The 26,288-nt window shown below is 70.3% G+C and carries 33 protein-coding genes and 1 pseudogene; 20 read left to right on the top strand and 14 right to left on the bottom strand.

The features are described 5' to 3' along the window. The first annotated feature begins 14 nt into the window (after positions 1–14). Genes DEJ21_RS07695 through DEJ21_RS17965 form a run of 3 tightly spaced genes read left to right on the top strand, consistent with a single transcriptional unit; the run spans position 15 to position 2,969 of the window. Positions 15–497 carry a RimK/LysX family protein gene (locus DEJ21_RS07695; protein ID WP_027465989.1) on the top strand — a complete coding sequence of 161 codons (483 nt, stop codon included), beginning with the start codon at positions 15–17 and terminating at the stop codon, positions 495–497. Positions 498–541: 44 nt separating this feature from the next. Continuing rightward, positions 542–2,107 carry an AAA family ATPase gene (locus tag DEJ21_RS07700; protein WP_111224213.1) on the top strand — a complete coding sequence of 522 codons (1,566 nt, stop codon included), beginning with the start codon at positions 542–544 and terminating at the stop codon, positions 2,105–2,107. Between the two features lies 1 nt (position 2,108). Further along, a complete protein-coding gene (locus tag DEJ21_RS17965; RefSeq protein WP_146247720.1) occupies positions 2,109–2,969 on the top strand; it encodes an HNH endonuclease in 861 nt (286 codons plus the stop codon). 37 nt (positions 2,970–3,006) lie between these two features. Here DEJ21_RS17965 and DEJ21_RS07705 read toward each other — a convergent pair whose 3' ends face one another. Together DEJ21_RS07705 and DEJ21_RS07710 are read right to left on the bottom strand one after the other, a co-directional pair. Continuing rightward, positions 3,007–3,900 (bottom strand): alpha/beta hydrolase family protein, encoded by an 894-nt coding sequence (locus tag DEJ21_RS07705; RefSeq protein ID WP_111224214.1) that lies wholly within the window; start codon positions 3,898–3,900, stop codon positions 3,007–3,009. After that, positions 3,897–4,484, bottom strand: coding sequence for a TetR/AcrR family transcriptional regulator (locus DEJ21_RS07710; RefSeq protein ID WP_111040120.1), 588 nt, complete (start codon positions 4,482–4,484; stop codon positions 3,897–3,899). The genes DEJ21_RS07705 and DEJ21_RS07710 overlap by 4 nt, the downstream gene beginning before the upstream one ends. A gap of 62 nt (positions 4,485–4,546) precedes the next feature. Between DEJ21_RS07710 and DEJ21_RS07715 the strand changes: the two genes are divergently transcribed. Further along, positions 4,547–5,749, top strand: coding sequence for an MFS transporter (locus DEJ21_RS07715; protein WP_220036561.1), 1,203 nt, complete (start codon positions 4,547–4,549; stop codon positions 5,747–5,749). On the opposite strand, the gene DEJ21_RS07720 is transcribed toward DEJ21_RS07715, so the two are convergent. Beyond that, entirely contained in the window at positions 5,655–5,999 is a 345-nt protein-coding gene (locus DEJ21_RS07720; protein ID WP_111224216.1) for a YciI family protein, read from the bottom strand. The genes DEJ21_RS07715 and DEJ21_RS07720 overlap by 95 nt on opposite strands. 126 nt (positions 6,000–6,125) lie before the next feature. On the opposite strand from DEJ21_RS07720, the gene DEJ21_RS07725 reads away from it, so the two are divergent. The 6 genes from DEJ21_RS07725 to DEJ21_RS07750 all read left to right on the top strand — a co-directional run bounded on the left by DEJ21_RS07725 (position 6,126) and on the right by DEJ21_RS07750 (position 11,331). Next, positions 6,126–6,536: a hypothetical protein gene (locus DEJ21_RS07725; protein ID WP_146247721.1), complete on the top strand. Its 411-nt coding sequence runs from the start codon at positions 6,126–6,128 to the stop codon at positions 6,534–6,536. Further along, on the top strand, positions 6,533–6,841 hold the full coding sequence (locus DEJ21_RS07730) for a transcriptional regulator (RefSeq protein ID WP_111111000.1): 309 nt from the start codon (positions 6,533–6,535) through the stop codon (positions 6,839–6,841). The genes DEJ21_RS07725 and DEJ21_RS07730 overlap by 4 nt, the downstream gene beginning before the upstream one ends. Before the next feature lie 82 nt (positions 6,842–6,923). After that, the gene (locus tag DEJ21_RS07735; protein ID WP_181435817.1) at positions 6,924–8,198 is read left to right on the top strand and encodes a sensor histidine kinase; all 1,275 of its coding nucleotides are present in this window, start codon (positions 6,924–6,926) and stop codon (positions 8,196–8,198) included. Next, positions 8,180–8,911 (top strand): response regulator transcription factor, encoded by a 732-nt coding sequence (locus DEJ21_RS07740; protein ID WP_111224219.1) that lies wholly within the window; start codon positions 8,180–8,182, stop codon positions 8,909–8,911. Before DEJ21_RS07735 ends, DEJ21_RS07740 begins: the two co-directional genes overlap by 19 nt. Before the next feature lie 465 nt (positions 8,912–9,376). Continuing rightward, on the top strand, positions 9,377–10,258 hold the full coding sequence (locus DEJ21_RS07745) for an ABC transporter ATP-binding protein (RefSeq protein WP_071245065.1): 882 nt from the start codon (positions 9,377–9,379) through the stop codon (positions 10,256–10,258). Then, the gene (locus tag DEJ21_RS07750; RefSeq protein WP_111224220.1) at positions 10,255–11,331 is read left to right on the top strand and encodes an ABC transporter permease; all 1,077 of its coding nucleotides are present in this window, start codon (positions 10,255–10,257) and stop codon (positions 11,329–11,331) included. Before DEJ21_RS07745 ends, DEJ21_RS07750 begins: the two co-directional genes overlap by 4 nt. A gap of 81 nt (positions 11,332–11,412) precedes the next feature. On the opposite strand, the gene DEJ21_RS07755 is transcribed toward DEJ21_RS07750, so the two are convergent. The 3 genes from DEJ21_RS07755 to DEJ21_RS07765 form a co-directional block, all read right to left on the bottom strand. Continuing rightward, positions 11,413–11,643, bottom strand: coding sequence for a helix-turn-helix transcriptional regulator (locus DEJ21_RS07755; protein WP_071245067.1), 231 nt, complete (start codon positions 11,641–11,643; stop codon positions 11,413–11,415). After that, the gene (locus DEJ21_RS07760) at positions 11,643–12,254 is read right to left on the bottom strand and encodes a hypothetical protein (protein ID WP_111224221.1); all 612 of its coding nucleotides are present in this window, start codon (positions 12,252–12,254) and stop codon (positions 11,643–11,645) included. The genes DEJ21_RS07755 and DEJ21_RS07760 overlap by 1 nt, the downstream gene beginning before the upstream one ends. Positions 12,255–12,331: 77 nt before the next feature. After that, positions 12,332–13,363 (bottom strand): YeiH family protein, encoded by a 1,032-nt coding sequence (locus tag DEJ21_RS07765; RefSeq protein WP_111224222.1) that lies wholly within the window; start codon positions 13,361–13,363, stop codon positions 12,332–12,334. Positions 13,364–13,420: 57 nt separating this feature from the next. Between DEJ21_RS07765 and DEJ21_RS07770 the strand changes: the two genes are divergently transcribed. After that, the gene (locus DEJ21_RS07770) at positions 13,421–14,086 is read left to right on the top strand and encodes a hypothetical protein (RefSeq protein ID WP_146247722.1); all 666 of its coding nucleotides are present in this window, start codon (positions 13,421–13,423) and stop codon (positions 14,084–14,086) included. On the opposite strand, the gene DEJ21_RS07775 is transcribed toward DEJ21_RS07770, so the two are convergent. After that, complete coding sequence (locus tag DEJ21_RS07775) at positions 14,080–14,691, bottom strand: LppP/LprE family lipoprotein (protein ID WP_111224224.1); 612 nt, start codon at positions 14,689–14,691, stop codon at positions 14,080–14,082. The two genes, DEJ21_RS07770 and DEJ21_RS07775, sit on opposite strands and share 7 nt — an antisense overlap. 133 nt (positions 14,692–14,824) lie before the next feature. On the opposite strand from DEJ21_RS07775, the gene DEJ21_RS07780 reads away from it, so the two are divergent. The 3 genes and pseudogenes from DEJ21_RS07780 to DEJ21_RS07790 form a co-directional block, all read left to right on the top strand. After that, a complete protein-coding gene (locus tag DEJ21_RS07780; protein ID WP_111224225.1) occupies positions 14,825–15,658 on the top strand; it encodes an alpha/beta hydrolase in 834 nt (277 codons plus the stop codon). Between the two features lie 146 nt (positions 15,659–15,804). After that, a complete protein-coding gene (locus tag DEJ21_RS07785) occupies positions 15,805–16,149 on the top strand; it encodes a hypothetical protein (RefSeq protein WP_071405928.1) in 345 nt (114 codons plus the stop codon). Positions 16,150–16,214: 65 nt separating this feature from the next. After that, positions 16,215–16,328: pseudogene (locus DEJ21_RS07790) on the top strand (DivIVA domain-containing protein); the annotation flags it as partial. Between the two features lie 99 nt (positions 16,329–16,427). Here the strand turns inward: DEJ21_RS07790 and DEJ21_RS07795 are convergent. Both DEJ21_RS07795 and DEJ21_RS18170 read right to left on the bottom strand, forming a co-directional pair. Continuing rightward, positions 16,428–17,792, bottom strand: coding sequence for an MFS transporter (locus DEJ21_RS07795; RefSeq protein WP_111224227.1), 1,365 nt, complete (start codon positions 17,790–17,792; stop codon positions 16,428–16,430). Positions 17,793–18,028: 236 nt separating this feature from the next. After that, the gene (locus tag DEJ21_RS18170; protein ID WP_164941189.1) at positions 18,029–18,199 is read right to left on the bottom strand and encodes a hypothetical protein; all 171 of its coding nucleotides are present in this window, start codon (positions 18,197–18,199) and stop codon (positions 18,029–18,031) included. Positions 18,200–18,368: 169 nt separating this feature from the next. On the opposite strand from DEJ21_RS18170, the gene DEJ21_RS07800 reads away from it, so the two are divergent. The 4 genes from DEJ21_RS07800 to DEJ21_RS07815 all read left to right on the top strand — a co-directional run bounded on the left by DEJ21_RS07800 (position 18,369) and on the right by DEJ21_RS07815 (position 21,006). Continuing rightward, positions 18,369–19,130: a LamB/YcsF family protein gene (locus tag DEJ21_RS07800; protein WP_111224228.1), complete on the top strand. Its 762-nt coding sequence runs from the start codon at positions 18,369–18,371 to the stop codon at positions 19,128–19,130. Beyond that, positions 19,127–19,759: an allophanate hydrolase subunit 1 gene (locus tag DEJ21_RS07805; protein ID WP_111224229.1), complete on the top strand. Its 633-nt coding sequence runs from the start codon at positions 19,127–19,129 to the stop codon at positions 19,757–19,759. Before DEJ21_RS07800 ends, DEJ21_RS07805 begins: the two co-directional genes overlap by 4 nt. Further along, positions 19,756–20,640 (top strand): biotin-dependent carboxyltransferase family protein, encoded by an 885-nt coding sequence (locus DEJ21_RS07810; protein WP_111224230.1) that lies wholly within the window; start codon positions 19,756–19,758, stop codon positions 20,638–20,640. Before DEJ21_RS07805 ends, DEJ21_RS07810 begins: the two co-directional genes overlap by 4 nt. A 63-nt stretch (positions 20,641–20,703) precedes the next feature. Then, the gene (locus DEJ21_RS07815; RefSeq protein ID WP_111024724.1) at positions 20,704–21,006 is read left to right on the top strand and encodes a putative quinol monooxygenase; all 303 of its coding nucleotides are present in this window, start codon (positions 20,704–20,706) and stop codon (positions 21,004–21,006) included. Positions 21,007–21,105: 99 nt separating this feature from the next. Here the strand turns inward: DEJ21_RS07815 and DEJ21_RS07820 are convergent, their stop codons facing one another. The 4 genes from DEJ21_RS07820 to DEJ21_RS07835 form a co-directional block, all read right to left on the bottom strand. After that, on the bottom strand, positions 21,106–21,288 hold the full coding sequence (locus DEJ21_RS07820) for a hypothetical protein (protein WP_110860976.1): 183 nt from the start codon (positions 21,286–21,288) through the stop codon (positions 21,106–21,108). Positions 21,289–21,350: 62 nt separating this feature from the next. Further along, the gene (locus DEJ21_RS07825; protein ID WP_258374943.1) at positions 21,351–22,412 is read right to left on the bottom strand and encodes a DUF2891 domain-containing protein; all 1,062 of its coding nucleotides are present in this window, start codon (positions 22,410–22,412) and stop codon (positions 21,351–21,353) included. Continuing rightward, entirely contained in the window at positions 22,399–23,481 is a 1,083-nt protein-coding gene (locus DEJ21_RS07830) for a DUF979 domain-containing protein (protein WP_111030606.1), read from the bottom strand. Before DEJ21_RS07830 ends, DEJ21_RS07825 begins: the two co-directional genes overlap by 14 nt. Beyond that, the gene (locus DEJ21_RS07835) at positions 23,478–24,185 is read right to left on the bottom strand and encodes a DUF969 domain-containing protein (RefSeq protein WP_027465970.1); all 708 of its coding nucleotides are present in this window, start codon (positions 24,183–24,185) and stop codon (positions 23,478–23,480) included. The genes DEJ21_RS07830 and DEJ21_RS07835 overlap by 4 nt, the downstream gene beginning before the upstream one ends. 97 nt (positions 24,186–24,282) lie before the next feature. On the opposite strand from DEJ21_RS07835, the gene DEJ21_RS07840 reads away from it, so the two are divergent. Next, entirely contained in the window at positions 24,283–24,927 is a 645-nt protein-coding gene (locus DEJ21_RS07840) for a GntR family transcriptional regulator (RefSeq protein WP_111024726.1), read from the top strand. Positions 24,928–25,009: 82 nt separating this feature from the next. On the opposite strand, the gene DEJ21_RS07845 is transcribed toward DEJ21_RS07840, so the two are convergent. Next, positions 25,010–25,588: a TetR family transcriptional regulator gene (locus DEJ21_RS07845; RefSeq protein ID WP_111224231.1), complete on the bottom strand. Its 579-nt coding sequence runs from the start codon at positions 25,586–25,588 to the stop codon at positions 25,010–25,012. A gap of 375 nt (positions 25,589–25,963) precedes the next feature. Between DEJ21_RS07845 and DEJ21_RS07850 the strand changes: the two genes are divergently transcribed. Next, complete coding sequence (locus DEJ21_RS07850) at positions 25,964–26,155, top strand: hypothetical protein (protein ID WP_111224232.1); 192 nt, start codon at positions 25,964–25,966, stop codon at positions 26,153–26,155. The last annotated feature ends 133 nt before the right edge of the window (positions 26,156–26,288 follow it).

Genomic DNA, 26,288 nt, shown 5'->3' on the forward strand with positions numbered 1-26,288 from the left:
GACAGGATGGGCACATGGCCCGAGCTCCGAAGTCCTCCGACAGCGGGCTCGTCGTCGCCGGGTGGCGGGAGTGGGCGGGGCTGCCGGACCTCGGCGTGCCGTGGATCAAGGTGAAGCTCGACACCGGCGCCCGGAGTTCCGCGTTGCACGCCTTCGACCTCGAGGAACTGCCCGGCGAGCGGGTGCGGTTCTCGCTGCACCCCTGGCAGGACACCGATGCCGACGCCTCCACCATCGAGTGCGACGTGCACGACCGGCGTATCGTCCGCAGCTCGACCGGACACACCCAGGAGCGCATCGTCGTCCGCACGCGGATCGCGTTGGCCGGGCAGGTCGTGGAGTCCGAGGTCACCTTGAGCAACCGGGACCAGATGGGGTTCCGGATGCTCGTCGGTCGCGAGGCACTCCGGCAGGGCTTCCTCGTCGATCCTGCACGGTCCTTCATGGCCGGGCGGGCTCCGAAGGAGATCCGGCGCCGCAACCGCGGTCGCGCCTGAGCGCAAAGCACCACGGCGCGATCCGCCTCTTCTAGACTCTGCGCATGGCGACGCCAACATTCAACTTTCTCGTGCGATCGAAATCCAGTTGGGCCCCAGACCGACTAGCCCCCTTCGATGTTTACCTTCGGGCCGATGACTGGGATGACTACGGTTACAGAACAACATTCTTTGTATCTGTTCACGACCCTGCCACCGCGTCCACGCGAGAGATCGGCACTCTAAAGGTCGCAGATTTATCGACGCCGGTTCGGCCCACCCTGATGTCGAAGGTCACAACCGTACTGCCGTCGGAGTTTCACACGCTGCCACCAGAATTCGGGAGCCTGGCGCAGGATCCAAGCTTCTACTCAGAGGTGATGCGCATCTACGGCCAGCGACAAGGAACCGAGTTGGCGCGAGCACTCCGCGACCTGAGCCTCGATCCAGACAGGTTCGCAATGAACAACGACCCCACTGGACCCGTCGAAAAGTCCTTTCTGCGCTTTGTCACACGGTCAATCGTGAAAACTCAGTTCAGCAGGATCCTCGCAGGCGAGGAAGAGGCTCGAGCTTTTGAGCTCCATTATTCACCACGTGGGACTACTAACCAGGCTATTGATCTTCACGTGGACCCTGAATCCCCTATCCCAACAAACATACACGCGCTCATCGGAACCAACGGTGCCGGGAAGTCGACAATTCTGTTCGACATGGAAAACGAAATTCGCGACTTCACTCAGGGGGAAGCACGCACCGAAAGCTTCTCTGGATCGACGCTGGACTCCATCACAACCCTGGTCACCGTCCGCTTCAGCGCGTTTGACGCGAACTCACGCAAGCTCGTAGCACGGACCGAGGAGCCCGCGAATCTACGGATCGTGAATATCGCGCTAGCTCAACCCGAAAGCAGAGAATATCTTCCGCCCCTCGTTAGCGAACGCGCGGACACGCCGACATCCGCGGATCTACCCATTCCCAGCACACCGGAAGGGCAAGAGGACTACTTCCACAAGACTGTAGCAGCGTGCATCCTCGATCGGACGGACGCACTCATTCGTGCTATGGAAACACTGGCGCGAGCGGACCGACAGTTAAATCGTAAAGGTATTTCTGACCCGCAGGAACTACGGGCCCTTGACTTTAGTAGCCTCAGTTCTGGGCATAAAGTTGTCCTGCTAAGCACCGTGAGTCTCGTGCGATACTGCGAAGAACGGACGTTGGTTCTCGTTGACGAACCTGAGAGCCACCTTCACCCTCCGCTCCTGTCAGCCTTCGTTCGCGTCGTAGCCGAGATCCTGAAAGCTCGCAACAGCGTCGCGTTGGTCGTGACGCATTCTCCAATCGTTTTACAGGAGATCCCGAAAAATTCGGCCTGGATTATTAATCAGATCGGCCACCGATCAGTCCTCACAAAGCCGACCATCGAAACTTTCGGAGAAAGCGTTGACGTGCTTACACGCGAGGTCTTTGGGCTCGAATTACGAGAAGCCGGGTATTACACCATTCTAGCCGAGGTCGCGAGCAAGTTCGACTCGTTCCCCGATGCAGAATCCCACTTTCAGCACCAACTTGGCGGAGAAGCAAGAATGATCCTGCGGGCTATGATCGACTCTAGGCTGGACGTCTAAGTTGAGACCGATCACGCCCCTTACGACCGACACGCTTGAAGCGATCGATGCGTCACTGAACTACAAGGTACAGCGAACGGATGTTGCGGTAGCCATTCGGGACGACTTGCACCATATCGCCTTCGAAGAATCAGCCTGGCTGGCTTCTTTGCGGAGTATTCCAACCCGAAGGTTCCGCGGTGCCGAGTTCTCCGCAGAGGTTAAGAGCAGCATGATCTGGCTTTACGAGAACGCATTCGGCAAAAGGGCCGCAGAGTTCCTGCGGGAGGAGATTCTCGCCCTGGGCCTGCGCGGTTGCCCGTACTGCCATATGTCGAACGCACCCACACTGGACCATATGTACCCGAAAGCAACGCACCCTCGTCTAGCCGTGACGCCCCGCAATCTCGTTCCGTGCTGTCGCGATTGCAACGACGAAAGAGGGAAACGGGCAAACTCTATTGATCTCGATCCATACGCCGACACATGGGCTGAAACCGAAACGTGGATGACCGCGACGGTAGTGGATACAGCGGATCCTGCCCTTCTACGCTATAGCGTTTCCCCCCCTTCGGCCTGGTCGAAGCGTCAAGCAAGCCGGGTCACGGACCTGTTTACAAATGCGCAATTCGCAAGTCGTTTCCGGATTGCGGCATCGCAAGAAATGTACGGCCGCGCCGAGGACCTTCTTGGGGTGTTCAACAGCGGCGGGCTGGATGCTTTACAAGCCAGCCTCAGTCGCGAGCTACAGGTAGCTAACACTAAATCTCGGAATCACTGGGCAGCAGTTGCTTACGCAGCCTGGATTGATTCAATCCCGCATATCGATTGGGCCGCAGCTCTTTATTCCTATATTCCCAACACTTCGTCAAGTTGCATCTAGCCGTCGTCGCACTCAAGTTCACTTGAGCAGCGGAAACTCAACTTTCGAGGTGGCGGCCGAGGAAGGCGAGCTGCTGCGGCGCCAGGCGGCGCCAGTAGCCGTGCGTGTGGGCGCCGGGTGCGAAGCCTCCGGCCGGAGGCGTGGCGAAGCCGTCGACGTAGGCGTGCACCGCCAGCGCGAACCCGTCGCCGTTGCCGCAGTCGACGCGGACGGCGACGCCGTCCAGGGCGCGCTGCCGCCCGAGGACGGTGTTCGCGCGGAAGTCCGCGGCGTCGTCGAAGGCGCCGCGAGCGGTGTCGGCGGCCGACTTCCAGAGCGCGGGGCTGATGGCCGAGACCGCCCGGACGCGCGAGGCACCGAGGACCCCTGCGAGCCGGAGGGCGCCGAAGCCACCCATCGAGTAGCCGGTCAGGGCGAGGCGGTCCGTGTCGAAGCCGCGGCGGGCGATCAGGGGCAGGAACTCGTCGACGACCATCGCGGCGGGGTCGTCGCCGTCGGCACGCCGGTGCCAGTAGCGGTTGCCGCCGTCGATCGAGGCGATCGCGAACGGTGCTCCTCCGTCGGCGACGTGCGCTGCGAGGAACCGGTCGTAGCCCAGGCTCCGCCCGAAGAACGAGGTGTGGTCGTCGCCGTAGCCGTGCAGGGCGACCGCCACCGGCAAGGGGGTGTCGGACGCCGGTGCCGCGATCGTCCACCCGACGGTGCGGCCCTTCCGCGCTGCCGACACGAAGGTGCCGGAGGCGGTGGGAACCGCCTCGACGTCGGGGACCGTGCCGTCGGTGCCGTCCAGACCGAGGACCCGGTACAGGGTCGAGCGCCCGGGCAGCAGGCCGAGGTTGATCCCCTCGGCCACGGCTCCCACGGCGACGACGCCCGTGCCACCGATCAGCAGGGAACGGCGGGTGACCGTGGCAGCACGCGATCGGGTCATGTGGTGGGCGCCGTTCCGTCTGGGGTGTGTTCCCGGATGAGGGACGCGGCGACGGACCGTGCCGTCGTCGTGTCGAGCGCGGGGTCGCGCAACCGCATCGCAAGGTAACCGGAGACGATGAGCAGCAGCTGGTCGCCGAGGACCTCGGCACGGGGACCGACCACCGGCACCGCCTGTGCCACGAGCCGCCGGCGCAGGGTGGTGGTCTCGAGGTCCAGGACCTGCCGGACCTCGGCGGGGGCGTCGGCGTACTCGGCGGCGGTGCCGAGGAAGGCGCACCAGCGGGAGCCCGTGGGCGTCGAGCGGTAGTCGTCGAGGGCGTCGAACACCGCCAGGAGTCGGCCCAGGTCGTCCCGTTCGGCGGCGACCGCACGGTCCCAGGTGGCGATCCAGTCCTCGTGGCGACGGGTGAGGGCCGCGGCGACCAGGGACTCCTTGCTCGCGTAGCCGCGGTACAGGGTGGCCGTCGAGACCCCGGCCCGTTCGAGGACGGCGTCGATCGGGGTGGCGGCGATGCCCTGTGAGAAGAAGAGCTCCTCGGCGGCGTCGAGCAGCCGTTGCTCGGTCCCTGGGCGCATCACCATGAGAGCACCCTAGGCTCTGAAAAGTGAAACGATCGTTTTCGCTACGACATCGACTGCTCCTGGTGAGCGGACTCGGCCTGATCGCCGCCACCTACGGCCTGGTGCGCCTGGCGTACGGGCTGTTCCTGCCCGATGTGCAGCGCGACCTGGGGCTCCGGTCCGATGCCGCCGGGTGGGTCTCGTCGGGTGCCTCGGCGCTGTACTGCGTCGGCGCGGTCGCCGGCTTCCTGCTCGCCGCACGGATGCCCCGCGTGCTCGTCACGGTCGCGACCCTGGTGGCGGGGGTCGGTGCGATCGCCATGGCGACGGCCGGCGGGTCGTCGGCGTTCGGCATCAGCGCCGTGCTCGCGTCGGCGGGTGCCGGACTCGCGTCCCCCGCCCTCGTGCGGATCGTCGCGGCGCAGGTGCCCCAGGCGCTGCAGGGCCGCGCGCAGGCGATCGTGAATGCCGGCACCGGCCCCGGGCTCGTGGGCGCCGGGGCGCTCGCCCTCGTGCTGCTGCCCGACTGGCGGACGGCCTGGGCGGTGTCCGGGGTGTTCGCCCTGGCCGTCGGTGCCCTGCTGCTCGTGGCGTCCCGCGGCGGGACTGCTGCGTCCCGGTCACCGCTGCCCGGCACCCCGTGGTTCGCGGCGCACCGAGGGGTGCTCGTGCTGGCGCTGCTGTTCGGGGCGGGGTCCGCCGTCGTCTGGACGTACGGACGTTCGGCGCTGGTGGAGGCCGGTGCGTCGGTCGTCGTCTCGGTGTCGGCCTGGATCGCGCTCGGGATCGGCGGAGCGGCCGTCGTGGTCACCGCGCGGTGGACGAACGGCTTCCGCGCCCGGACGCTCTGGGCGGTCACGGCGGGTTCGGTCGCCGTCGCCGTCGTGGTGCTGGGGGCAGCGCCGCAGTCGACGGTCGCGGCGCTGCTGGCGTGTGCCGTGTTCGGCTGGGGCTACACGGCGGCGACCGGGGCGCTGATCGCGTGGACGACCGAGATCGATGCCGAGCGGTCGTCGGCGGGCACGTCGATGCTGTTCGTCGCACTCGTGCTCGGGCAGGCCGTCGGTGCGGCGGCTGCCGGAGCGCTCGTCGGTGCGATCGGGTTCGTCGCGACGTTCGTGGTCGGGGCTGGCGTGACCGCGGCGAGCGCCGTCCCCGCGGTGGTCCGTCGGCCGGGTGGGGTCCGTGGCGTCAGAGCAGCGGGCGGAGCTCGATCTTCCGGTTGCACGCCTGCGACGCCTGGTGCGCCACCCGTGCAGCCGTCTCGGCGTCCGGGAGGTCCATGACCCAGAACCCGGCGACGTACTCGTCGGGGTCGGGCCGGTTCGTCGTGTCGGCCGTCGTGTCGGCCGTGCCGTCGCGGGCGTCGACCACGGTGGCGTCTGCCGGTGCGGAGACCCCGGCGGCGAACACGATCGCGTCGGCCATCCGTTCGTTGAAGGCATCGACCGCGGCGGCTTCGGCGTCGGTCGCGGAGTACGTGTTGCCGACGGCGGCGGCCTGGCCGTCGTCGATGACGTTGACGAGGAACTGCATGGCGTCTCCCCTGCTCGTTGGCGGGAGGCTACTCCTGCCGTGCACCGACCAACGCGTTCGGTGCGAAGCTGCTGTTCCGCTGGGACATCCGCGGACGCGGCAGTCTCACGTTTACCATCTGTGAACATGAACACTTCCACTCGAGGAGCTGCACCCGGGACTCGCCTCCGGCACGGGCGCGGCTGGCAGACACCGGTGTTCCTCTGCAGTGCCGCCGTGGTCGCGTCCTTCGTGTTCGTGGTCGAGGGGCTGGATGCCCCGCGGCTGCCGATCCTCGCGGTCGCCGCGGTCGTCGTCATCGCGCTGTGGCTCGTCGCGAGTACCCGGCGGGTCGTCCCCCGCGGCGGCAACCGACTGATGACCGTCGCCTGGGTCGCAACCGGTGTCCTGTACGTCCTCGCCGTCGCTCCGCTCGATGCCGCGCTGCTCCGAGGACTCGACGGGTCGACGTCGGTGCTGGCGTGGGGAGTGACCTCGCTCGTCGTCGCAGCGCCACTCGTCGTGGCGGCGGTGCAGGCTCGGCCGAGGCGTCGATGACGAGCGGCTCCCACCCTCGGCACGAACTCGACGACCGGATCCACTCGCCGGTGCGGTTCTCACTGCTCGCGCTGCTCAGGACGGTGGACGAAGCGGAGTTCGGTGTCGTCCGGGACGCACTCGAAGTCAGCGACTCAACGCTGTCGCAAGCAGCGGCGACCCTGGGAGAGGCGGGGTTCCTCCGCGTCCGCAGACTCCGCGTGGGGCGGAGCACGAGGAGCTGGCTCGCCCTCACCGACGCAGGACGAGATGCGTTCGAGCGGCACTTCGCCGTCATCCGGGCGATCGCCGAGCCCGCTGGGTGACCAGAGCACCGTGACGCGAGCGGATGCCGAGCAGTCCAGCGTGGTGGCGACATCGCACGGGGATTCCGCTAGCGTTTCGCGAGTGGGGACGACGGCGGACTGGTCGCGACTGCCGGTGGGGCGGCACGAGTACCGGCAGGACACGGTGCTCGCAGTTGTGCTGGCCGGTGGGCTCGCCGTCACGACGTTCCTGTACGGGTCGGCCGGTACGTACGGTGACGACCAGGCCGCCTGGTGGGTCTCCGCGCTGATGATCGTCGCGAACGCGGCCCCGATCGCGTTCCGCCGACGGTTCCCGATGTCGGTGGCCCTCGTGTCGGCGGTGGCGTTCGCCGCGACGCAGCTGCTCCAGGTGCCCGAGGTCTTCCTCGTCAACTTCACGCTCTTCATCGCGCTGTACACGGTGGGCGCCTGGTGCTCCGACCGGGTGCGAGCCGAGGCAGTGCGCTGGGTCGTCATCGGCGGCATGTTCGCGTGGCTGTTCGTCGCGATCTCGTTCGGGTGGGCGTCGCCGAACGCTCTGCCGAACGACACGGACTCCCCCGTGGCGCCCTACGTCGCGATCTCGCTGCTCAACATCGTCATCAACGTGATCTACTTCGGCGCCGCCTGGTACGCCGGCAACCGCGCCTGGGTCTCCGCAGTCGCACGGCACCAGCTCGCCGAACGCACCGCCGAACTCGCCGCCGAGCGGGAGCGGTCCGCGGCACAGGCCGTCACGATCGAACGGGTACGGATCGCTCGCGAGCTGCACGACGTGGTCGCCCACCACGTCTCGCTGATGGGGGTGCAGGCGGGTGCTGCACGGCGCGTGATCGATCGCGACCCCGCGCAGGCCACCGCCTCGCTCGGGGTGGTCGAGGAGAGCGCCCGCACCGCGGTGGAGGAACTGCGGCGGATGCTCGGCACCCTGCGCTCGGACGACGACGCGTCCGGCCTCGGGGCGGCCGGTGGCGACGGCCCGAGCACCGAGGGCATCACACGGATCGCCGAGCTGGCCGAGTCCGCCCGGGTGGCGGGCCACCCCGCCGAGTATGTCGTCGTGGGTGACGAGCGCCCGGTGCCGCCGACGGTGGCCGCGGTGGCGTACCGGATCGTGCAGGAAGCGGTGACGAACATTCTCAAGCACGCCGGCCCGACCGCCCGCGCCGACGTCCGGCTGCGGTACCTGGACGACGGCGTCGAGGTCGAGGTCACCGACGACGGGCTCGGTGCCCGTGCTGCCCGGAGCACCTCCGGCAGCGGCCTCGGACACGTCGGGATGCGGGAACGCGTCGCGGCTGTGGACGGACGGATCGAGATCGGGCCACGAGCCCGGGGAGGCTACCTGGTGCGGGCATGGCTGCCGACGACGTGAACGCAACGACCGACTTGACGATCGTGCTGGCCGACGACCAGGAGCTCGTCCGCGCCGGGTTCCGCGTGATCCTGGAGTCCGAGCCCGGGTTCCGTGTGGTCGGCGAGGCCGCGGACGGCGCCGGGGCGGTCGAGGCCGTGCAGCAGCTCCGTCCGGACGTGGTGTGCCTCGACGTGCAGATGCCGGGCGTCGACGGGCTCGAGGCCGCGCGGCGGATCGCGGCGCTGCCGGACCCGCCGGCGGTGCTCATCCTCACCACGTTCGACAGCGACGACGCGCTGTTCCAAGCGCTCGAGGCGGGAGCGAGCGGGTTCCTGCTGAAGAACGCCTCCCCCGAGCGGCTGATCGACGCCGTACGGACCGTCGCCGCCGGGGACGCCCTGCTCGCGCCGGACGTCACGCGCCGGGTGATCAGCCGGGCGACGGCGTCGGCTGCGGTGCAGCCCTCGGCGATCACCACCGCGACGACTACGACGACCAACACGACTGCCACGACGGGCGACGACGCACTCGCCGCCGCCGGGCTCACCGAGCGGGAGACCGAGGTGCTGCGGCTCCTCGCCCGGGGCCTGAGCAACGCGGAGATCGCCGGCGAGCTCTACGTCGGGGACGCCACCGTGAAGACCCACGTGTCGAACGTGCTGCAGAAACTCGCACTGCGCGACCGGATCCAGGCCGTCGTCTGGGCGTTCGAGCACGGCGTCGCCGGCTGACCGAGCCGAGCAGAACCCGCACGAACCGAACAAGCCCGCACGGTGCCGAGTTCGCAGACATGGCCGCACCGTGCGCCTTCGTTCAACCCGTGCAGCGTTGACCGCACCGTGCCGCGCCACCACAACGCACCGTGCAACCAAACCCGCACCAGCCCAACAAGCGCGCACCGTGCCCACCACCGCACCCCACGCCCGCACCGTGCGCCTTCGTTCAGCCCGTGCGCCCCTGACCGCACCGTGCGCCGCCACAACGACGCACCGAAAGACCAAACCCGCACGAGCCGAACAAGCGCGCACCGACCCGACCCAGCGCGCACCCGGCCCGCCGGGCCGACGCGCGCTCCTCCCCCACGCGGTGGAGCCGACCACCCACCCAAGTCCCGCCTGGCGGCGGAGGCGGGGCGTGCCTCCCGGCCAATAGCGTCGGACGCAGCGACGACCAGCGTCGCGACGAAGGGGAACGACATGCTCACCATCGAAGGGGTGACCAAGCACTTCGGCGACCGCCGGGTGCTCGACGACGTGGGGTTCACGGTCGGCAGCGGCCGCCTCACCGGCTTCGTCGGCGGCAACGGTGCCGGCAAGACCACCACCATGCGCATCATGCTCGGCGTGCTCCAGGCCGACGCGGGCACGGTCTCGATCGACGGCACCGCGGTCCGTCCCGCCGACCGCCGCCGCTTCGGCTACATGCCCGAGGAACGCGGCCTGTACCCGAAGATGCCGGTAGCCGAGCAGATCACCTACCTGGCCCGGTTGCACGGCGTCGACAAGCGCGCCGCGACGACCCGCACCGGCGAGCTGCTCGAACGCCTCGAACTCACCGCACACGCCGGCGACCCCGTCGAGAAGCTCTCGCTCGGCAACCAGCAGCGGGTGCAGATCGCCGCGGCGCTGGCACACGACCCCGAGGTGCTCGTGCTCGACGAGCCGTTCTCGGGCCTCGACCCGATGGCCGTCGACACCGTGCTCGGTGTCCTGCGCGAGACCGCGGCCCGGGGCGTCCCGGTGCTGTTCTCGAGCCACCAGCTCGACGTGGTCGAGCGGCTCTGCGACGACGTCGTCGTCATCGCCGGTGGCACGATCCGCGCCGCCGGTCCGCAGGAGGAGCTCCGCAAGCAGGCCGGGCCCGCCGCGTGGGAGCTGCTGGTCGACGGGGACGTCGCCTGGCTCCGCGACGAGCCGGGTGTGGCCGTCCGGGAGTTCGACGGCGGGTACGCGGTCTTCGAGGCCGACGCCGCCACCGCCCAGCGCGTCCTGCAGCGTGCCGTCCAGCACGGCACCGTCGGGTCGTTCTCGCCGCGGGTGCCGCGGCTCAGCGAGGTCTTCCGGGAGGTCGTCCGATGAACAACTCCTTCGTGCAGGCCGTGCGGCTCGTCTCCGCACGTGAGATCCAGGCACGCATCCGCAGCAAGGCCTTCGTGGTCTCGGCGCTCATCCTGATCGGCATGGTCGTCGCGTCGATCGTCGTCGGCGGGATCGTGAGCAAGGCCACCGCCGACGACACCACCCCGGTCGCGGTCGTCGACGGCGTCTCGCTGCCGACCACGAGCGGGCTCGACGTCACGGAGTCGGCGTCGGTCGACGACGCCGAACGGCTCGTGACGAAGGGCGACGTCGACGCGGCGATCGTGCCGTCGGACGACCCGCTCGGCTACAAGGTCGTCGGGCTCGACGAGGCACCGTCCGAGGTCGTCTCGGCGTTGAGCGTCACCCCGCGCATCGAGCTGCTCGACCCGGACGCGTTGCCGGGCGGGCTGGTGTACCTCATCGCCATCGCGTTCGGCGTCGTGTACTTCGCGTCGGCGGTGACGTTCGGCCAGTCGATCGCGCAGAGCGTCGTCGAGGAGAAGTCGACGCGGGTGGTCGAGATCCTGATGTCCGCGATCCCGGCCAGGGCGCTGCTCGCCGGCAAGGTCCTCGGCAACAGCATCATGGCCTTCGCCCAGATCGTCGCGGTGGCCGTCGCCGCCATCGTCACGTTGGCGGTGACCGGCCAGGACAACATGTTCGCGATGCTCGGCCCGAGCATCCTGTGGTTCATCGGCTTCTTCGCGATCGGGTTCGTGCTCCTCGCGTCGCTGTTCGCCGCGGCGGCCGTGCTGGTGTCACGCCAGGAGGACGTCGGCAGCGTCACCACCCCGGTGATGATGCTCGTGATGATCCCGTACTTCCTGATCATCGTCGCGTACGACAACCCGACGATCCTCGGCATCATGTCGTACGTGCCGTTCAGCGCCCCGATCGGCATGCCCATGCGGATCTTCCTGGGGACGGCCGAGTGGTGGGAGCCGATACTGTCGCTCGTCATCGTCGCCGCTTCGGTCGTCGCGGTCGTGGTCATCGGTGCCCGCGTCTACGAGAACGCCCTGCTCCGCACCGGCAGTCGCGTGAAGCTGTCGGAGGCGCTGCGCGGCTGACGCCGGCAGACCCGGCAGGTACGGCCAGGAGGCCCGCCCAGAGTGAGCAGATCAGCTCACGTCGGGCGGGCCTCGGCGTCGTCAGTCCGTACGCACCGAGAAGACGTCGCCCGGCTGGCAGCCGAGCACCTCGCACAGTCGGGTGAGGGTGGAGAACCGGATCGCGCGTGCCCGGTTGTTCTTGAGCACCGAGAGGTTGACGACGGTCACGCCGACGCGGTCGGCGAGCTCGGTCAGGGTCATCCCCCGCTCGGCCAGCAGGTCGTCGAGGTGACAGACGACCGCGTGGCCGTCCTCCTGTTCCGGGGGCATCAGACCAGCCCGGCCTGGTCCCGCACCATCCGCTGCGAGGCGGTGAGCGCGAACCGGAAGCAGACGACGACGAGCAGGCCGAGGTACACGGGCACAAACTGGTGGTCCACCACCGGCGTGGGCAGGTACCCCTCCCAGCCGAGGCCCGACACCACCCAGTTCCACCCCATCCGACGGACGAACGACGGCAGGAACCCGGCGGCCAGCACCGCGCCGGCGAGCCAGTCGAGGATCCGGGTGGTCGAGCGGTCGAAGAGTCCGCCGCGCGAGATCTTCCAGGCCACCGCCGCCACCAGGGCGATGAGGGCGCTGACGAGCAGGACCTCGAGGGCGTCGCCGACGCGGATGTACCCGATCGCACCACCCGGCACGTCGGCGATCGGTGCCCGGAGCACGAGCTGGTCGGACGTCACCGTCGCACCACCCGGAGGCTGCGGGACGGCACTGGTCTCACGGATCCGGATCGGCACCGCCACCGTGCCCGAGGTGATCGAGTGGACGAGCAGGTCGACGTACCGCCACACGACGATCGCGATGCCGATCGCGCACGAGACGACGTAGGCCAGGTAGGAGTTCCGCCCGCGGGGCGGTTCGTAGACGGGCGTGGTCATGGCTGCTTCCCCTGTCGATCATCGATACCATCGAATTTCGATGCAACGATAAACGATAGGTCCGGTGCCGGCAACCCCTAAAGCAGCCCGAAGGCCGCCTGCATGCCCAGGCTCGTCCCCGCCACCAGGACCCAGAGCGCGATGCCGAGCAGCATCGGCCGGAACCCGGCACGGCGGAGCGCGGCGAAGTCCGTCGAGCAGCCGATCGCGGCGAGCGCCACCGTGATGAGGAACGAGGCGGCCGTCGCGAACCCCGGCGCCACGGACGCGGGCAGGACCCCGACCGTCCGGAGCAGCACCACCACGAGGAACCCGATCAGGAACCACGGCACCAACCGGAACACACGGAACCCGCGACCCGGCCCCGAGGCGGGGGCGAGCTGCTCGCGGGAGGCGCGGCGGGCCTCCAGTCCGGCCAGCCCGATGACGATCGGGATGATCATCAGGGTGCGCACCAGCTTCACGACGACCGCGGTGTCGGTCGCCTGGCGGCCGTAGACGGTCGCGGTGGCGACGACGGACGACGTGTCGTTCACGGCGGTGCCCGCGAAGACGCCGAAGGCGTGCTGGCTGAGGCCCAGGGCGTGCCCGAGCAGCGGGAAGGCGAAGACGGCCGCGATGTTGCAGAGGAAGATCGTCGACATGGCGTAGGCGACGTCCGCACTGACCGCGCCGATGACGGGTGTCACGGCGGCGATCGCCGAGGCGCCGCAGATGCCGGTCCCGACGCCGATCAGGGTGCGGAGTGCGCCCGAGACCCGGAGCAGTCTGCCGATCCCCCACGCGGCCGCCAGGCAGACGACGAGCGTCGCGAGCATCACCGGCAGGGTCTCACCGCCGATGCGCAGGACCTCGCCGATGGACAGCTGCGCGCCGAGCAGGACCACGGCGAACTGCAGGACCCGGCTGGACGAGAACTTCACGCCGGGAGCCAGCGCGGCGAGTGTGCCAACGGTGCGACGCCGGACGAGCCACCCCACGACGGCACCGATCAGGACGGCGGGGACGGGGCCGCCGACGACCGGGACGACCCGGCCGACGAGGGTGGCGACGATGCCGATCGCCACGGCGAGGGCGACACCGGGTGCGGCGGCACGGACGGACTGCATGGGAACAGCATGTCGCGCTCGCGGACGATCGGTGGCCGCGACGGGCAGGATGGCACGGTGGAGTACTCCGGGGAACGGTGGGTGCAACGGCTGCGCGACGGGGAGATGCCGAAGCGGGGGCCGGTGCTGCTCGCGGCGGTCGTCACCACGGCGGTGGGGCTCGCCGCGCTCGTCGCCGAGTTCGCGTTCCCGGACTTCCTGCGCGGCATCGACAGCGCCCGGACACAGGGGTCGTTCGTGCTGTGGCCGATCGTGGTCGCGGGGTTCGGGGTGCTGCTGGCCGTGTCGACGCTGTCCGCCGGGCGAGGCGACCGCCGAACGCTCGCACGGATCGGAGCGGGCCGGGCACCCCGGTTCCACCTGCCCGTGCTGACGTCCGGCCTGCGCACCTCCGACGACTTCCCGAAGCCCCGCCCCGAGGTCTGGACCGTCGACGAGTTCGGCCTGCACGCGTGGGCACCGTCACGGGATGCGCCGGTGTTCGACCTTCCGTGGGCGCGCATCCGACGGTTCTCCATCGCGACGAGGGAGTCCCGCGGCCAGCATGCCGACTTCGGCGTCTGGATCAGCACGACCGACGGTGATGACGTGGTCGTGCAGCCGCGGTCTGCCCTCGGACGTGGGTTCGAGGCCGGACCGGACAAGCTCGACACCCTCGTACGGGTCCTCCGCACGCTGCAGCGGGAGCTCGGCGTGGGTTCCGCGCCGGTCGACCGTCACTGAGCGGGCGGGGTGTCCCCCGTCATCTCGACGCGGCCGGTCTCGTCGTTCCAGGTGAAGGTGGCCGTGGTGCGGCCCGAGGGCGCTGCGTTCGGCTCGCCGGCCTTTGCGAACCGGTAGGTCACCGTGACGGCCGAGTCGCTCTGTCGTTCGACGGTCGGCTCGAAGGCGTACTGCTGGGCAGTGGCCGTGCCGAGGTACCGGCCTTCGTGGAACAGCAGGATCGCGTACGGGGATCCTGCCGTGCCGAACTCGGGCGCGACCACGGACCAGGACAGTGGCGCGCAGGCGTCGTAGCCGGAGTAGTCGGCGTTCGCGGCGTCCCACTTCGCATCCTCGAGGCCGGCGGGCAGCGGCAGGGCCGCGATGCCATCGGCCGCAGCCGCGGCACCGCTCGACGGGCCACACGTCGGGGTGGGGGTGGGCGTCGGCGTCGGCGTCGGCGTCGGGGTCGACGCGCTCGCGGCGTCGGAGGGCGGGGCAGTGACGGTCTCGGTCACGGTCGGGGTCGCCGCACCGCCGTCCGCTCCGTCCGCGCTGGAACACCCCGTCAGCAGCGCGGCCAGGGTCGCAGTGGTCAGGATCAGGGCGGCTCTCGTCAGGCGCATGCCTCCACGCTGCCTGCGCGGCCGGGCGGTCGCCCGCATCGTTACCGGGCCGTGTCCCTCGCGACGCTCCGAAAGCATGCCTGTTCAAGCGCCGCGAGCCTGACTCCCACCAGCGTCCTGCGACACTGCTCCCATGCGGGGGAAGCAGCAGGACACGATCGAGGTCGCCGATGAACGGATCGACGGCCCACACGGACCGGTCCCCGTCCGGCGGTACCGACCGTTGAACCAGAGCGCCAGCGTGGGACCCCCGACCCTGGTCTGGGTGCACGGCGGCGGGTTCTTCCGGGGCGACCTCGACCTGCCGGAGTCCGACGCCGTCGCACGCGCACTCGCCGAGCGCGGGCTGCCGGTCGTGACGGTCGACTACCGCCTCGGACCGCTGCCCGGACTGCCCTGGCTCGGCCGGGGTGGATCACGTGGGCGACGACGGGCACCGCACGCGCGGGACGAGATCGTCGCCGTGCTCCGCCACCTGCACGACGAGGCGCCGTCCGCCGGCCTGTTGCTCGGTGGGGCGAGCGCCGGGGCGTGCCTGGCGGCGTCCGCGGTCGCGACCGCCCCGCCGCTGGCCGGCCTCGTGCTGACCTACGGCTTCTTCCACGCCCGGCTCCCCCGTGACCGGGCGGTGCAGCGACTCGTCCGAGGGCACCGGCGGCTCACGCACGCGCCGCTGCTGCTCGACCTGAGCAACCGGGCGTACGCGGGCGGCCGCCCCACTGCGGTCTACCCGGCGTCCGCCGACCTCGACGGATTCCCCCGCACCCTGCTGATCGACGCCGAGCGGGACGTGATGCGCGCCTCGGGCGAGCGCTTCGCGGACGAGCTCGCGGCCGCGGGCATCGAGGTCGAACGACACGTCCTGCCGGACAGCCGTCACGCGTTCCTCAACCGACCCGGCACGCGGGACTTCGACGACACGATCGAACGCATCGTGGACTGGGCCGACCGGACCCCCATCCGCTGAACGCTCATCCGCCTGCGAACGGCGGACATCCGGGGACGGCACGCCCATCGCGGACGTACTCTGGAAACGGAAGCAACGGCGGTTCCGAATCCCCTTCGCCACGCTCCCTGCCGTGGCGTCTCACCACCGTGACGAAGAGTTCCATCGTGACCGAACACCTCATCGAGTACGTCGCCCGCGACCGCACGGGCATCACCGCCGTCGTGACACCGACCGGTGTCATCGACGTGGACACCGTGATCCAGCACATCCGCGCCGGCCACGCGGGCTACTACGTGGCTGCCGACTCGTGGAAGCGCACCCCGGTCCGGAGCATGTCCTTCATCGGCGGGACCTACCTGTTCGCGAACTGGGACGGGTCGAAGCGGAACATGCTGCACGACCTGGCGTTCCGCTCACCGACCCGCTCGATCGAGACGCCCCACGAGCCGGAGTCGCGGTTCTCGCGGTTCCTCGACGCGCTGTTCGGCAGGCGCTCACCGCAGCTCTGACCCCCGGCAACCCGCCCGTGACACCATGGCGGGGCCACGAGAGGCGCCAGCAGAAGGGGGAGGACATGCTCGCACGAGAGGTGGCGGACAAGCGGTTCCGGCCGACGAAGTTCCGCGAGGGGTACGACCAGGGGCAGGTCGACGACTTCCTCGACGAGGTCGTCGTCGCACTGCGTCAGCACGGCGCCCGCTGAAGCGGCCACGTGCGGTGCAGGTGACCGCCTGGAGGCGCGGCGTGCGTCGCGGACGCGGGTCGCGCCTCCAGGCGGTCGCGTCGGTCAGCGGACCGACTTGATGGGCAGGATCACGAGGGCGCCGAGGATGACGGCGACGCCGGCACCCCAGAGCATGAGCGTGTAGTTCTGGCCGCCACCGATACCGAGCAGGAACAGACCGACGGCGGGGGCGAGTGACTGCGGCAGGGCGTTCGCGATGTTGATGACGCCGAGGTCCTTGCCGGGGCGCTCCGGGTCGGGCAGCACGTCGACGACCAGGGCGGTGTCGATGGCGGCGTAGATGCCGAAGGCGAAACCGAGGACGATCTCGGCGAAGTAGAACCCGCCGACGCTGTCGACGTGGGCCAGGATCACCAGGCCGACGGCGGTCATGGCCGTCGAACCCCAGACGAAGACCTTGCGACGCTGGATCCGGTCGGACACCCAGCCGGAGACGGCCGCACTGACGAGCAGGGCGATCGTGTACAGCAGCACGCCGAACGCGACGACCCCGACCGCTTCGCCCTGCGGGAGCCCGATGTGGTCCTGCATGTAGAGGAGTCGGTACGTCGTGAACATGAACGTGCCGAAGGTGATGAGGAATCGGCCCCACCAGGCGAGCCCGAAGTCGCGGTGCTTGATCGGGTTCGTCCAGAACGAGCTGATCAGGTTGACCCAGCTGAAGGGTTTGACCGGCGTCGTCGGCAGGTCGTCACGGGCGACGAACGAGTACACGAGGACCGCGACGATCGCCAGGACGCCCGGTGCGATGAACAGGACCGGCAGGTTGCCGACCAGGTACACGGCCAGGTAGAGCCCGGCCAGGATCGCGATGTTCTGCGCCAGGGCGATGACGCTCGAGGCCTTGCCGCGCTGGAACTCCGGAACGTTGTCGGCGAAGCTCGCCGTCAGCGTGGACAGGACGGCGTTGGCGGAGACCTGCGCCAGCACCCAGGCCAGGGTGAGCTGCAGCACGTCGGGCGAGAACGCGAGCCAGGCGAGGGAACCGACGAAGACGACGACACCGCCGACCATCCAGGGGCGGCGACGGCCCCACCGCGTGCGGGTGCGGTCGGAGAGCGCGCCGAACAGGGGGTTGGCGAACAGGGCGCCGAGCGCTCCGAACGGCAGGACCGAACCGACGACGGTCTCGGGGCTCGTCGGGTTCAGCTCCGTCGCCTTGATCGACATGCTCACGAAGACCGGGGTGAGCAGGGCGACGAACAGGCCGAACTGGGCGAAGCTGAGGCCCCAGAGGTACCCCCGACCCACCCGGACGGTGCTGACGGACTGCGTGATGCCCTCGACCGAGAACGCTCGGGACGCCGCGGCGTCCGTGGCGGTGGCGCCGGCGGCTGCGGTGACCGCTGGGGACGCGGTCCCGGCGATGCCCCGCGTGGGTTCTTCCTTCGACGTCGGTGTCGACATGACTCCTCCTTGAGTCACAGGGGGCTTCGGCGCCCGCTGAATCCCTAGTGCTGCTAGGTGATCGGGACTGTAGCACCGGAAACCTCGTGCCGGAAGGTTTTGCGCTGTTTGTTTCGTCGGGGCGGACGGATGCGTGCGGACGCGTGCGGATGCGTGCCGACGCAGAACGACACCGCCGCTGTCGGAAGACAACGACGGTGTCGTTCTGCATCGACCCGCAGGCCGGAAAGGAGCCGCTAGTGCTCGCCGTCCTCTTCCGGGTTGAAGTGCGAGTCGTCACCCGTGTGCCCCGCGGCGAGGCCGTCGGGGTTGTTCGGGATGGTGTTGTCGTCGCCGAGGCCGCCCGGCTTCTCGGTGCCCTCGGAGTCGTTCTTCGGGGCGTCGTGCGTGTTGTCACTGTCGGTCATGAGCTGCTCCAGTGCAGAGATCGATCCGGCAGCACTGCCGCCGGTGGTACTGAGGACTCGGACAGTACGTGGCGCACCTCGGAAACCGCCGTCCGACCGGGGGAAGCGGATGACAGGGACCGGGGTGATCGGTAGATTGTTCAACAACCCGCGACGACAGGGAGCACCCGTGACGACGATCGATCTGAACAGTGACCTGGGCGAGGGCTTCGGCGCCTGGGCCATGGGCGACGACGCCGCGATGCTCGACGTCGTCTCGAGCGCGAACGTCGCCTGCGGGTTCCACGCCGGCGACCCGACGATCATGCTCGCCACCGCCCGCGCCGCCGCCGAGCGTGGTGTGGCGATCGGCGCGCACGTGGCCTACCGCGACCTGATCGGGTTCGGCCGCCGGCCCGTGCACGTCACCCCCGACGAGCTGTACGCCGACGTCGTCCACCAGCTCGGTGCGATGGCCGCCACCGCGCACGTCGCCGGCACGGCCGTCACCTACGCCAAGCCGCACGGCGCCCTGTACAACACCGCCTGCGCCGACCCGGTGCAGGCCGAGGCCGTCGTCCGTGCCGTGGCCGACGTCGACCCGTCGCTCGCCGTGCTCGCGCTGCCCGGGTCGGAACTGCTGCTGGCGGCCGAGCGGCACGGGCTCCGCGCGGTGAGCGAGTCCTTCGCCGACCGTGCCTACGAACCCGACGGCTCGCTGGTGTCACGGAAGCAGCCGGGGTCGGTGCTGCACGACCCGGACGAGGTCGCAGCCCGGGTGCTCCGCATGGTCACCGACGGGGTCGCGACCGCCGTCGACGGGTCCGAGATCGCCGTGCGTGCCGACTCGGTCTGCGTGCACGGCGACTCCCCGGACGCGGTCGCGATGGCCCGTGCCATCCGAGCGCTCCTGACCGAGCACGGCGTGACGATCGCGCCGTTCGCGCCGTGACTGGCCCGGAGGTCCGCTCCGCTGGCGGCACCGCACTCCTCGCCACGTTCGGGTCCCTCGCCGACGTCGTCGCCTTCCGCGCCGGGCTCGCACAGGCCACCCTGCCGGGGCTGACCGAGGTCGTCTCCGGCGCCCGGACACTGCTGCTCCGGTTCGACCCGACCGCGACGGACGCCGGGCGGCTCCGCACGGAACTCACGCAGGTCGTCCCGGTCAGTGCTGCGCTCGAAGCGCACGACACCGAGCCACTCGTCATCCCCGTCACCTACGACGGCGAGGACCTCGACACCGTCACCGAACTGACCGGCATGCGACACGACGAGCTCGTGGCGTGGCACACCGGGCAGCTCTGGACGAGCGCGTTCTGCGGCTTCGCCCCCGGCTTCAGCTACCTCACCGGCAGCGATCGACCGCTCGACCTGCCCCGCCGCAGCACCGCCCGCACGGCCGTCCCGAGCGGGGCCGTCGCGGTGGCCGGCGAGTTCAGCGCCGTCTACCCGCGGACATCGCCCGGCGGCTGGCAGCTCATCGGCCGCACCGACGTGCCGATGTGGTCGCTCGAGCGCACGCCCCCGGCGCTCGCGCCCGCCGGCACGCTCGTCCGCTTCGTCGTGGCGGGTGCGGCATGACCGCGCTGACCGTCGTGCAGGTCGGCTACGGCGCGACCACGCAGGACCTCGGGCGCCCGGGCTTCAGCGACATGGGCCTCGGCGCGGCCGGAGCCGCCGACCGTGGCTCCGCGGCACTCGCCAACCGACTGGTCGGCAACCGTCCCGACGCGGCCGTCCTGGAGGCCCTGCTCGGCTCCGTCACGCTCCGCGCCGACGCGTACGTGGTCGCGGCCACCACCGGCGCGGCCTGCCCCGTCGAGGTCGAGCGGGCGGACGGATCGGTCCGCGGTGCCGCCTCGCACGAGGTGCTGCTGCTGGCCCCGGGCGACACGCTCCGGATCGGCACCGCGACCGTGGGCTTGCGCGCCTACGTCGCGGTCCTCGGGGGCTTCGCGGTCGACCCGGTGCTCGGCAGCCGCTCGTGGGACTCCCTCGCGCGCCTCGGTCCGCCGCCGCTGTCGGCCGGTGACGTCCTGCCCGTCGGTGACGCCCGGGTGTCGTGGCCGATCGTCGACGCGGTGCCGCAGCCCGAGCCGCGGTGGCCGGACGAACCGATCGTGCTCGACGTGGTGCCCGGACCGCGCGACGACTGGTTCACCCCGGAGTGGCGCACGACCCTGACCGGCCAGGACTTCTCCGTCAGTGCGGACAGCGACCGGGTGGGGGTCCGCACCACGGCCGCGACGCCGCTCGCCCGCTCCGTGGCACACGAGCTGCCGAGCGAGGGCGTCGAGACCGGGTCACTGCAGGTGCCACCCGAGGGCTTCCCCGTGCTGTTCCTCGCCGACCACCCGGTGACCGGCGGTTACCCGGTCGTCGCGGTCCTGACACCGTCGTCGATCGACCTCGCTGCGCAGCTCCGTCCGGGCGATCCGCTCCGGTTCCGCATCCTCGGCTGACCGACCCGGAACAAGCGCAGGGGGTCAGGGGTTGGCTTGGACACCGCTGACGAAAGGTTCCCCATGTCGATGACCGTCCTGCTCGAGGTCCAGTTCCAGAGCGACGCCCCCGAAGACGCACTCCAGGGTGCGATCCGCGAGACGCTCGAACAGACCGCGTCGTTCCACGGCCTGGAGTCGCTCGAGGTCCTGGTCGACGACGAGGACCCGGCGCGCATGGTCGTCGTCGAGTCGTGGACGACCGCCGAGGACCACGACACCTACGTGGCCTGGCGTGCGACGCCGGAGGGTGCTCCGGCGATGGCGCCGTTCCTGGCCGCGACGCCGGTCACCCGCACCTTCGCGCGGACTCTCCCGCTCGACTGAGCAGACGCCGACACCGAAGCTGACGTCGGCGTCGGCGTCGGCGTCGGCGTCGGCGCTGACGCTGACGCCGGTGCCGCGGCACGACGACGGCGCGATCTCTCAGATCGCGTCGTCGTCGGTGTCGAGCGGCACCGGTCGGTCGTCGTCGGGGAGCAGTTCGTCGTCCGCATCGTCGACCACCGGCAGGTCGTCGGGGTCGAGCACCGTCGGCTCCGGCTCGTAGTCGGTCTCCTGCGCCTCGCGGAAGTCGTCGAGGGTCTCGTCGTCCTTCGGATCGCTCATGGCCCCGAAGCTACCTCCGGATCCTCGACGTGTCCGCAGACGATCAGCGCTCCCGAAGACGGTCAGCGAGCGGCGTGCTCCCGGGCCTCCATGGCGTCCCAGGCGAAGCTCGCCAGCCAGTGGGTGGAGTAGTACTCCTCGCCCACGCTCGCCGCGAGCCCCGAGGCCAGCAGCCGGTCGGCCGCGTCGTCGAGCAGGTCGGCGATGCCGGTGCCGGAGTCGTCCGGACCACCGGCGCGGAGTGCGTCTGCGATGCGCCGGGCCGATCCCGCCCGCGACAGGTCGAGCCCGAACAGGTGCACCTGCTGCGGGTCGTTCTCGTCCCGGACCACCGTCGACCGCAGGATCGCGTCACCCGGCTGCACCGCGGCGAAGAAGCCGCGCGCCCACGCGGCGAACTCCGGGGCGGGCAGCACCGCACGCATCAGGTCGGCTTCGGCGAGGCCCGCGGACAGGAAGTCGTGCCCGCTCCGCTCCCAGGCGAACGGCCACCCGGCGTCCGCGCCGAACCAGTCCTTCGCAGCCCCCTCGACCGCTGCCGCCAGGGCCGGACGGTCGAGCGACCGGGCGGCCTCGAGCACGAGCAGCAGCCCGAACGCGGAGTTCGAGTGCACGCCGTGCCGGACGGGGTGCGCGGCGCCGTCGATCCACCGGACGACCAGGTCTTCGAGGACGTCGACGACGGGTGCGAACCCCGGTGCCAGTGCCCGGACGGCGGGCGCCTCGGATGCCGAGACCTCTGCGGCGAGCCGCGCGAGCCAGGCCCAGCCGTAGGGGCGCTCGTAGTGCGGTGTCTCACGCAGGTAGGCGGCCTCGGTCGCGAGGTGGTCCGTCGTGAGGTGCGCCTGCAGGATCGAGGTGAGCCGGGCCTCCAGGTCGGTGGGCAGGCCGTGCGCGACCAGGCGTGCCGCGAGCCAGTGCATGTGCACGGACGAGTGCCAGTCGTACGACGTGGCGAAGGCGGGGTGGAGCTCGACGGGCAGGGCCCGGTCGTCCGGTCCGGACGTCGCGTGGTGCGCGGCGTACGGGTACTCGCGGGTCGTGTTGTCCGCGGCGACGGCCGCGAAGCGGTCGGCCCAGGCGGCCCGGGTCAGGTCGATCGGGGCGGCATCAGAATGCGACAAGGTACATGACTCCCATGTTGACGACGAGCAGGATGGCGGCGGTCGGGATCTGCGCCTTGATCGGGCCGTACTTGTCCCGCATCTCGAGCAGGGCAGCCGGCACCAGGTTGAAGTTCGCGGCCATCGGGGTGACGAGCGTGCCGCAGAAGCCGGCGAGCATGCCGATCGCGAAGATCGCGGCGGGGTTGCCGTCGAAGCCCTGCACCAGGACGGGCCAGCCGATCGCGGCCGTCATGATCGGGAAGGCGGCGAAGGCGTTGCCCATGATGATCGTGAACAGGGCCATGCCGAGGCAGTAGATGACCACGGCGGCGAGCAGCGAGCCGTCGGGCAGGACCGACTTGATGATGGTGCCGACGGCGTCACCGACCCCCGCCTGGGTGAAGACGATGCCGAGCGTCGAGAGCATCTGCGGCAGCAGCGCCGCCCAGCCGATCGCCTGCAGCAGGCGACCGCCCTCGCGGATCGGGGTGGCGATCTTCGGCGGGCGCAGGACGAACACCGCCACGACCACGGCGAGCACCGAACCGATGCCCAGGCCGGTCAGGGTCGCACTGCCCTCGGCGAGGAGCGGTTCGCCACCGAACGAGACGAGCGGCCCGAGCGTCGCGACCAGCACGGCGACCACCGGCACCACGAGGGCCGGGATGAAGAGCCGGTTGCCGTACTTCGTCGCGAACGCGGCGCGCTCGTCGGGGCTGGTGGTGGCGAGCACACTCGTGCTGCCGCTGCCGGCGTCCGTGATCTTCTGCGTCACGCCGGTGGGCTCGGCGGGGCCGGTCTCGGCACCCGTGCCGGCGCCGGGGATGCTCGCGACCCGGGTGCGGCTCGTCGTCCCGGTGAAGCCGAGTCCGGCGAGCGCGACCATCACGAGGACGGCGATCCCGAGCGTCCAGGCCGGCACGGTGCCGGCGGCGACGAAGGTGCCGTAGAAGAACGACAGCCCGAGGATGCCCCAGAACGCCGCGTTGCCCAGGCGCTTCGCGTGCGCGGTGTCGGTGACGATCAGGACGGCGACGGCGATGAAGAACGCGCCGATGAGCCAGTAGAGCCATTCGCTGGTGATCACGCTGCTGCCCCCAGGGTCGGGGCATCGGCACGGGCGTCCGCCGCCATCTTGTCGAGTCGGCGGTCGAACAGCAGCAGGCGTCCGCCGTGCACGATGAGTGCCGCGATGCCCGTCGGGATCGCCCACAGGGCCAGGTCGATCGGTTCGAGCGACAGCCCGTAGGTCGAGTCGACGAACGTCGTGATGAGCAGGATCGAGCCGACGGCGACGAAGACGTCCTCGCCGAAGAACACGCCGACGGTGTCAGATGACGCCGAGTAGCCCTTGATCTTCTCGCGCATGCGGTCGTCGATCCGCCCGTACTTCTTGGTCGCCGCGCCCTCGGCCATCGGGTAGACCAGCGGGCGCACGGTCTGCGCCGGGCCACCGATGCTGGTCAGACCGACCGCAGCGGTGACCTGCCGGATCACCAGGTAGCCGGCGAGCAGACGACCCGTCGTCAGCTTGTCGAGCTTCGCGATCAGGCGCTTCGCCTGGTCCTGCAGGCCGTAGCGCTCGATCAGGCCGATGACGGGCAGGACGAGCGCGAAGGTCGTGACGGACCGGCTCGAGGCGAACCCGTTGCCGAACGCGTCGAGGATGCCGACGGGACCGATCCCGCCGATGGCCGCGGTCACGATGCCCGCGACCGTGACGACGAGGAGCGCATTGATGCGCAACGCGAAGCCGACGATGACGACGGCGACGCCGATGAGGACGAACATGCGGGACAGTCTGGACCGCATTGTTCAACAATCGCAAGAGCCGGTTCAGCTCTGTAACACGCCCTTCACAAACGCCACCCGTGCCAGGATCGGTGCCATGACCCGAACCGTCGGCGGCGCTGACTCCACGGCCACGCGGTTGCGCACCATGATCGCGTCGGGTGGGTTCTCCCCCGGGGCGCAGCTGTCCGAGGAGCGGTTGAGCGACCAGCTCGGGGTCTCGCGGAACACCCTGCGCGAGGCCTTCCGGCTGCTCGCCCGCGACCGTCTGGTCGAGCACGTGTTCAACCGCGGGGTGTTCGTCCGCCGGCTCTCCGCCGCCGACGTCACCGATCTCTACGCGGCTCGGCGGGTGCTCGAAGAGGCAGCCGTGCGCGCCTGCACCCCCGACGCACCGGCACTCGCCGAGGCCGCCGCAGCGGTCGCCGACGCCCGGGCAGCAGCGTCCGCGGGCGACTGGGGCGCGGTCGGCACCGCCGACATCCGCTTCCACGCCGAGCTCGTGCGGGCGGTGCCGAGCGAGCGGATCCACGCCCTGATGGACGGCCTGCTCGCCGAGATGCGGCTCGCCTTCCTGACCACCGCGGACCCGGCCTCGTTCCACGCCGACTTCGTCGAACGCAACGACGCGATCGTGTCCGCGTTGCGCGGTGGCGACCAGGACGCCGCCTCGGCGCTGCTCGCCGACTACCTCGACGACGCGGAGCGGACGCTGCGGGTCGCCGCCGGCGCAGCCGACTGAGGGACGGCCAGGAGGCCCGGTGCGGCTCCGTCCCGCGCGCTCGGTCCGAGCGCGCTCACGCTGGTCCCCGCGGCCCCCTCGGTCAGGACTTCCCGCCGAGCAGCGCCGTGACCGCGTCCACCACGACCTGGCGACGCCGCGGCGACGTCACAGCCTGCACCAGCGGCTCGTACTCCGGAGCGGTCGCGCTCCAGAACGCGGCGGTGTGCAGGACGAGCCCGAGGAGCACCGCCGGACGGAACGCCCGCGGCAGGACCCCGGCGCGCTGGGCGTGCTCGACCTCAGCCACCGCCTCGGCGTAGCTCGTCGCGACGGACTCGAGCGGGACGTCTGCGCGCTCGAGTCGGTGCCAGGTCGTGAGCCGCTGGGCCCAGGGGCGACGGACGTACGAGTCGTGCACCCGGCCGGCCCAGGTGGCCAGGTCGGCGGTGTCGAGCGGGGCGTCGGCGAACGTCTCGGTCATGGTCTCCGCGACGAGGGCGTCGAACAGGCCCTCCTTGCTGCCGAAGTAGTGGAAGACCTGCGCCTTGTTGCTCGACGCTGCGGCACCGATCCGCTCGACCCTGCCGGCGGCCAGTCCGACCGCGGCGAACTCGTCCCGCGCAGCGAGCAGGAGCCGGGCGCGCATCGCGTCAGCGGCTGGGGGCGTGAATCGGGCCATGGCGACCACCGTACCGACCCCGCGGCCCCTCCGAGCTGGAGTGCGCCGCAGCGGCTTCAGGCCCGCTCTCGCAGGCTCCCGTCACAGCGACTCACGGTGGCGTGGAACACCACGAACGGGGCCGGGAAGAACGCGGCACGTACATGCGCGTCCATTGCAGGTGCTTCTCCGGTAGAAATACAAACGCCGCACGGAACATATGGGACATCAGTAGTCTGCTGACTCGGCCGCAAATCGCGACTACACGAGGAGATGGCGTTGTCTCGTAAATCCATCGGAAGATCACCTGTGACTCCCGGAGCGGTCTCTCCGGAGCCAGCAGCACACGCTCGTCTCCGCCGCGGGCTCAGCACGGGGCTCGCAGCGTGCGCGGTCTTGCTCGGTGTCGCCTGCGTGGTGCTCGTCGTCGCCGGATGGCCACTCTCGGTCGCAGCCGGAGCAGCCGGCCTGGGTGCCGCGGGCTTCGCGGGCATGGTGTACCCGAAGAGCAAACCGGCACCGGCCGCGTTCCTGGTCTGCGTCGCAGCGATCGGCGTCGCGCTCCTCCTCAACGAGGTACTCCCGTAATCCGACGGCGCTGCGACAGGTCGGGTCCGACGGACGGGAGGCGCGGTGCGGGCCCGCACTGCGCCTCCCGTCGGCGTGTGCGCCCTACGGGACGAACGTGTCGACAGTGGCGCGCGCGACCGCAAGATCTGGG

It is taken from the genome of Curtobacterium sp. MCSS17_006 (assembly GCF_003234215.1).
Taxonomy (GTDB): domain Bacteria; phylum Actinomycetota; class Actinomycetes; order Actinomycetales; family Microbacteriaceae; genus Curtobacterium; species Curtobacterium flaccumfaciens.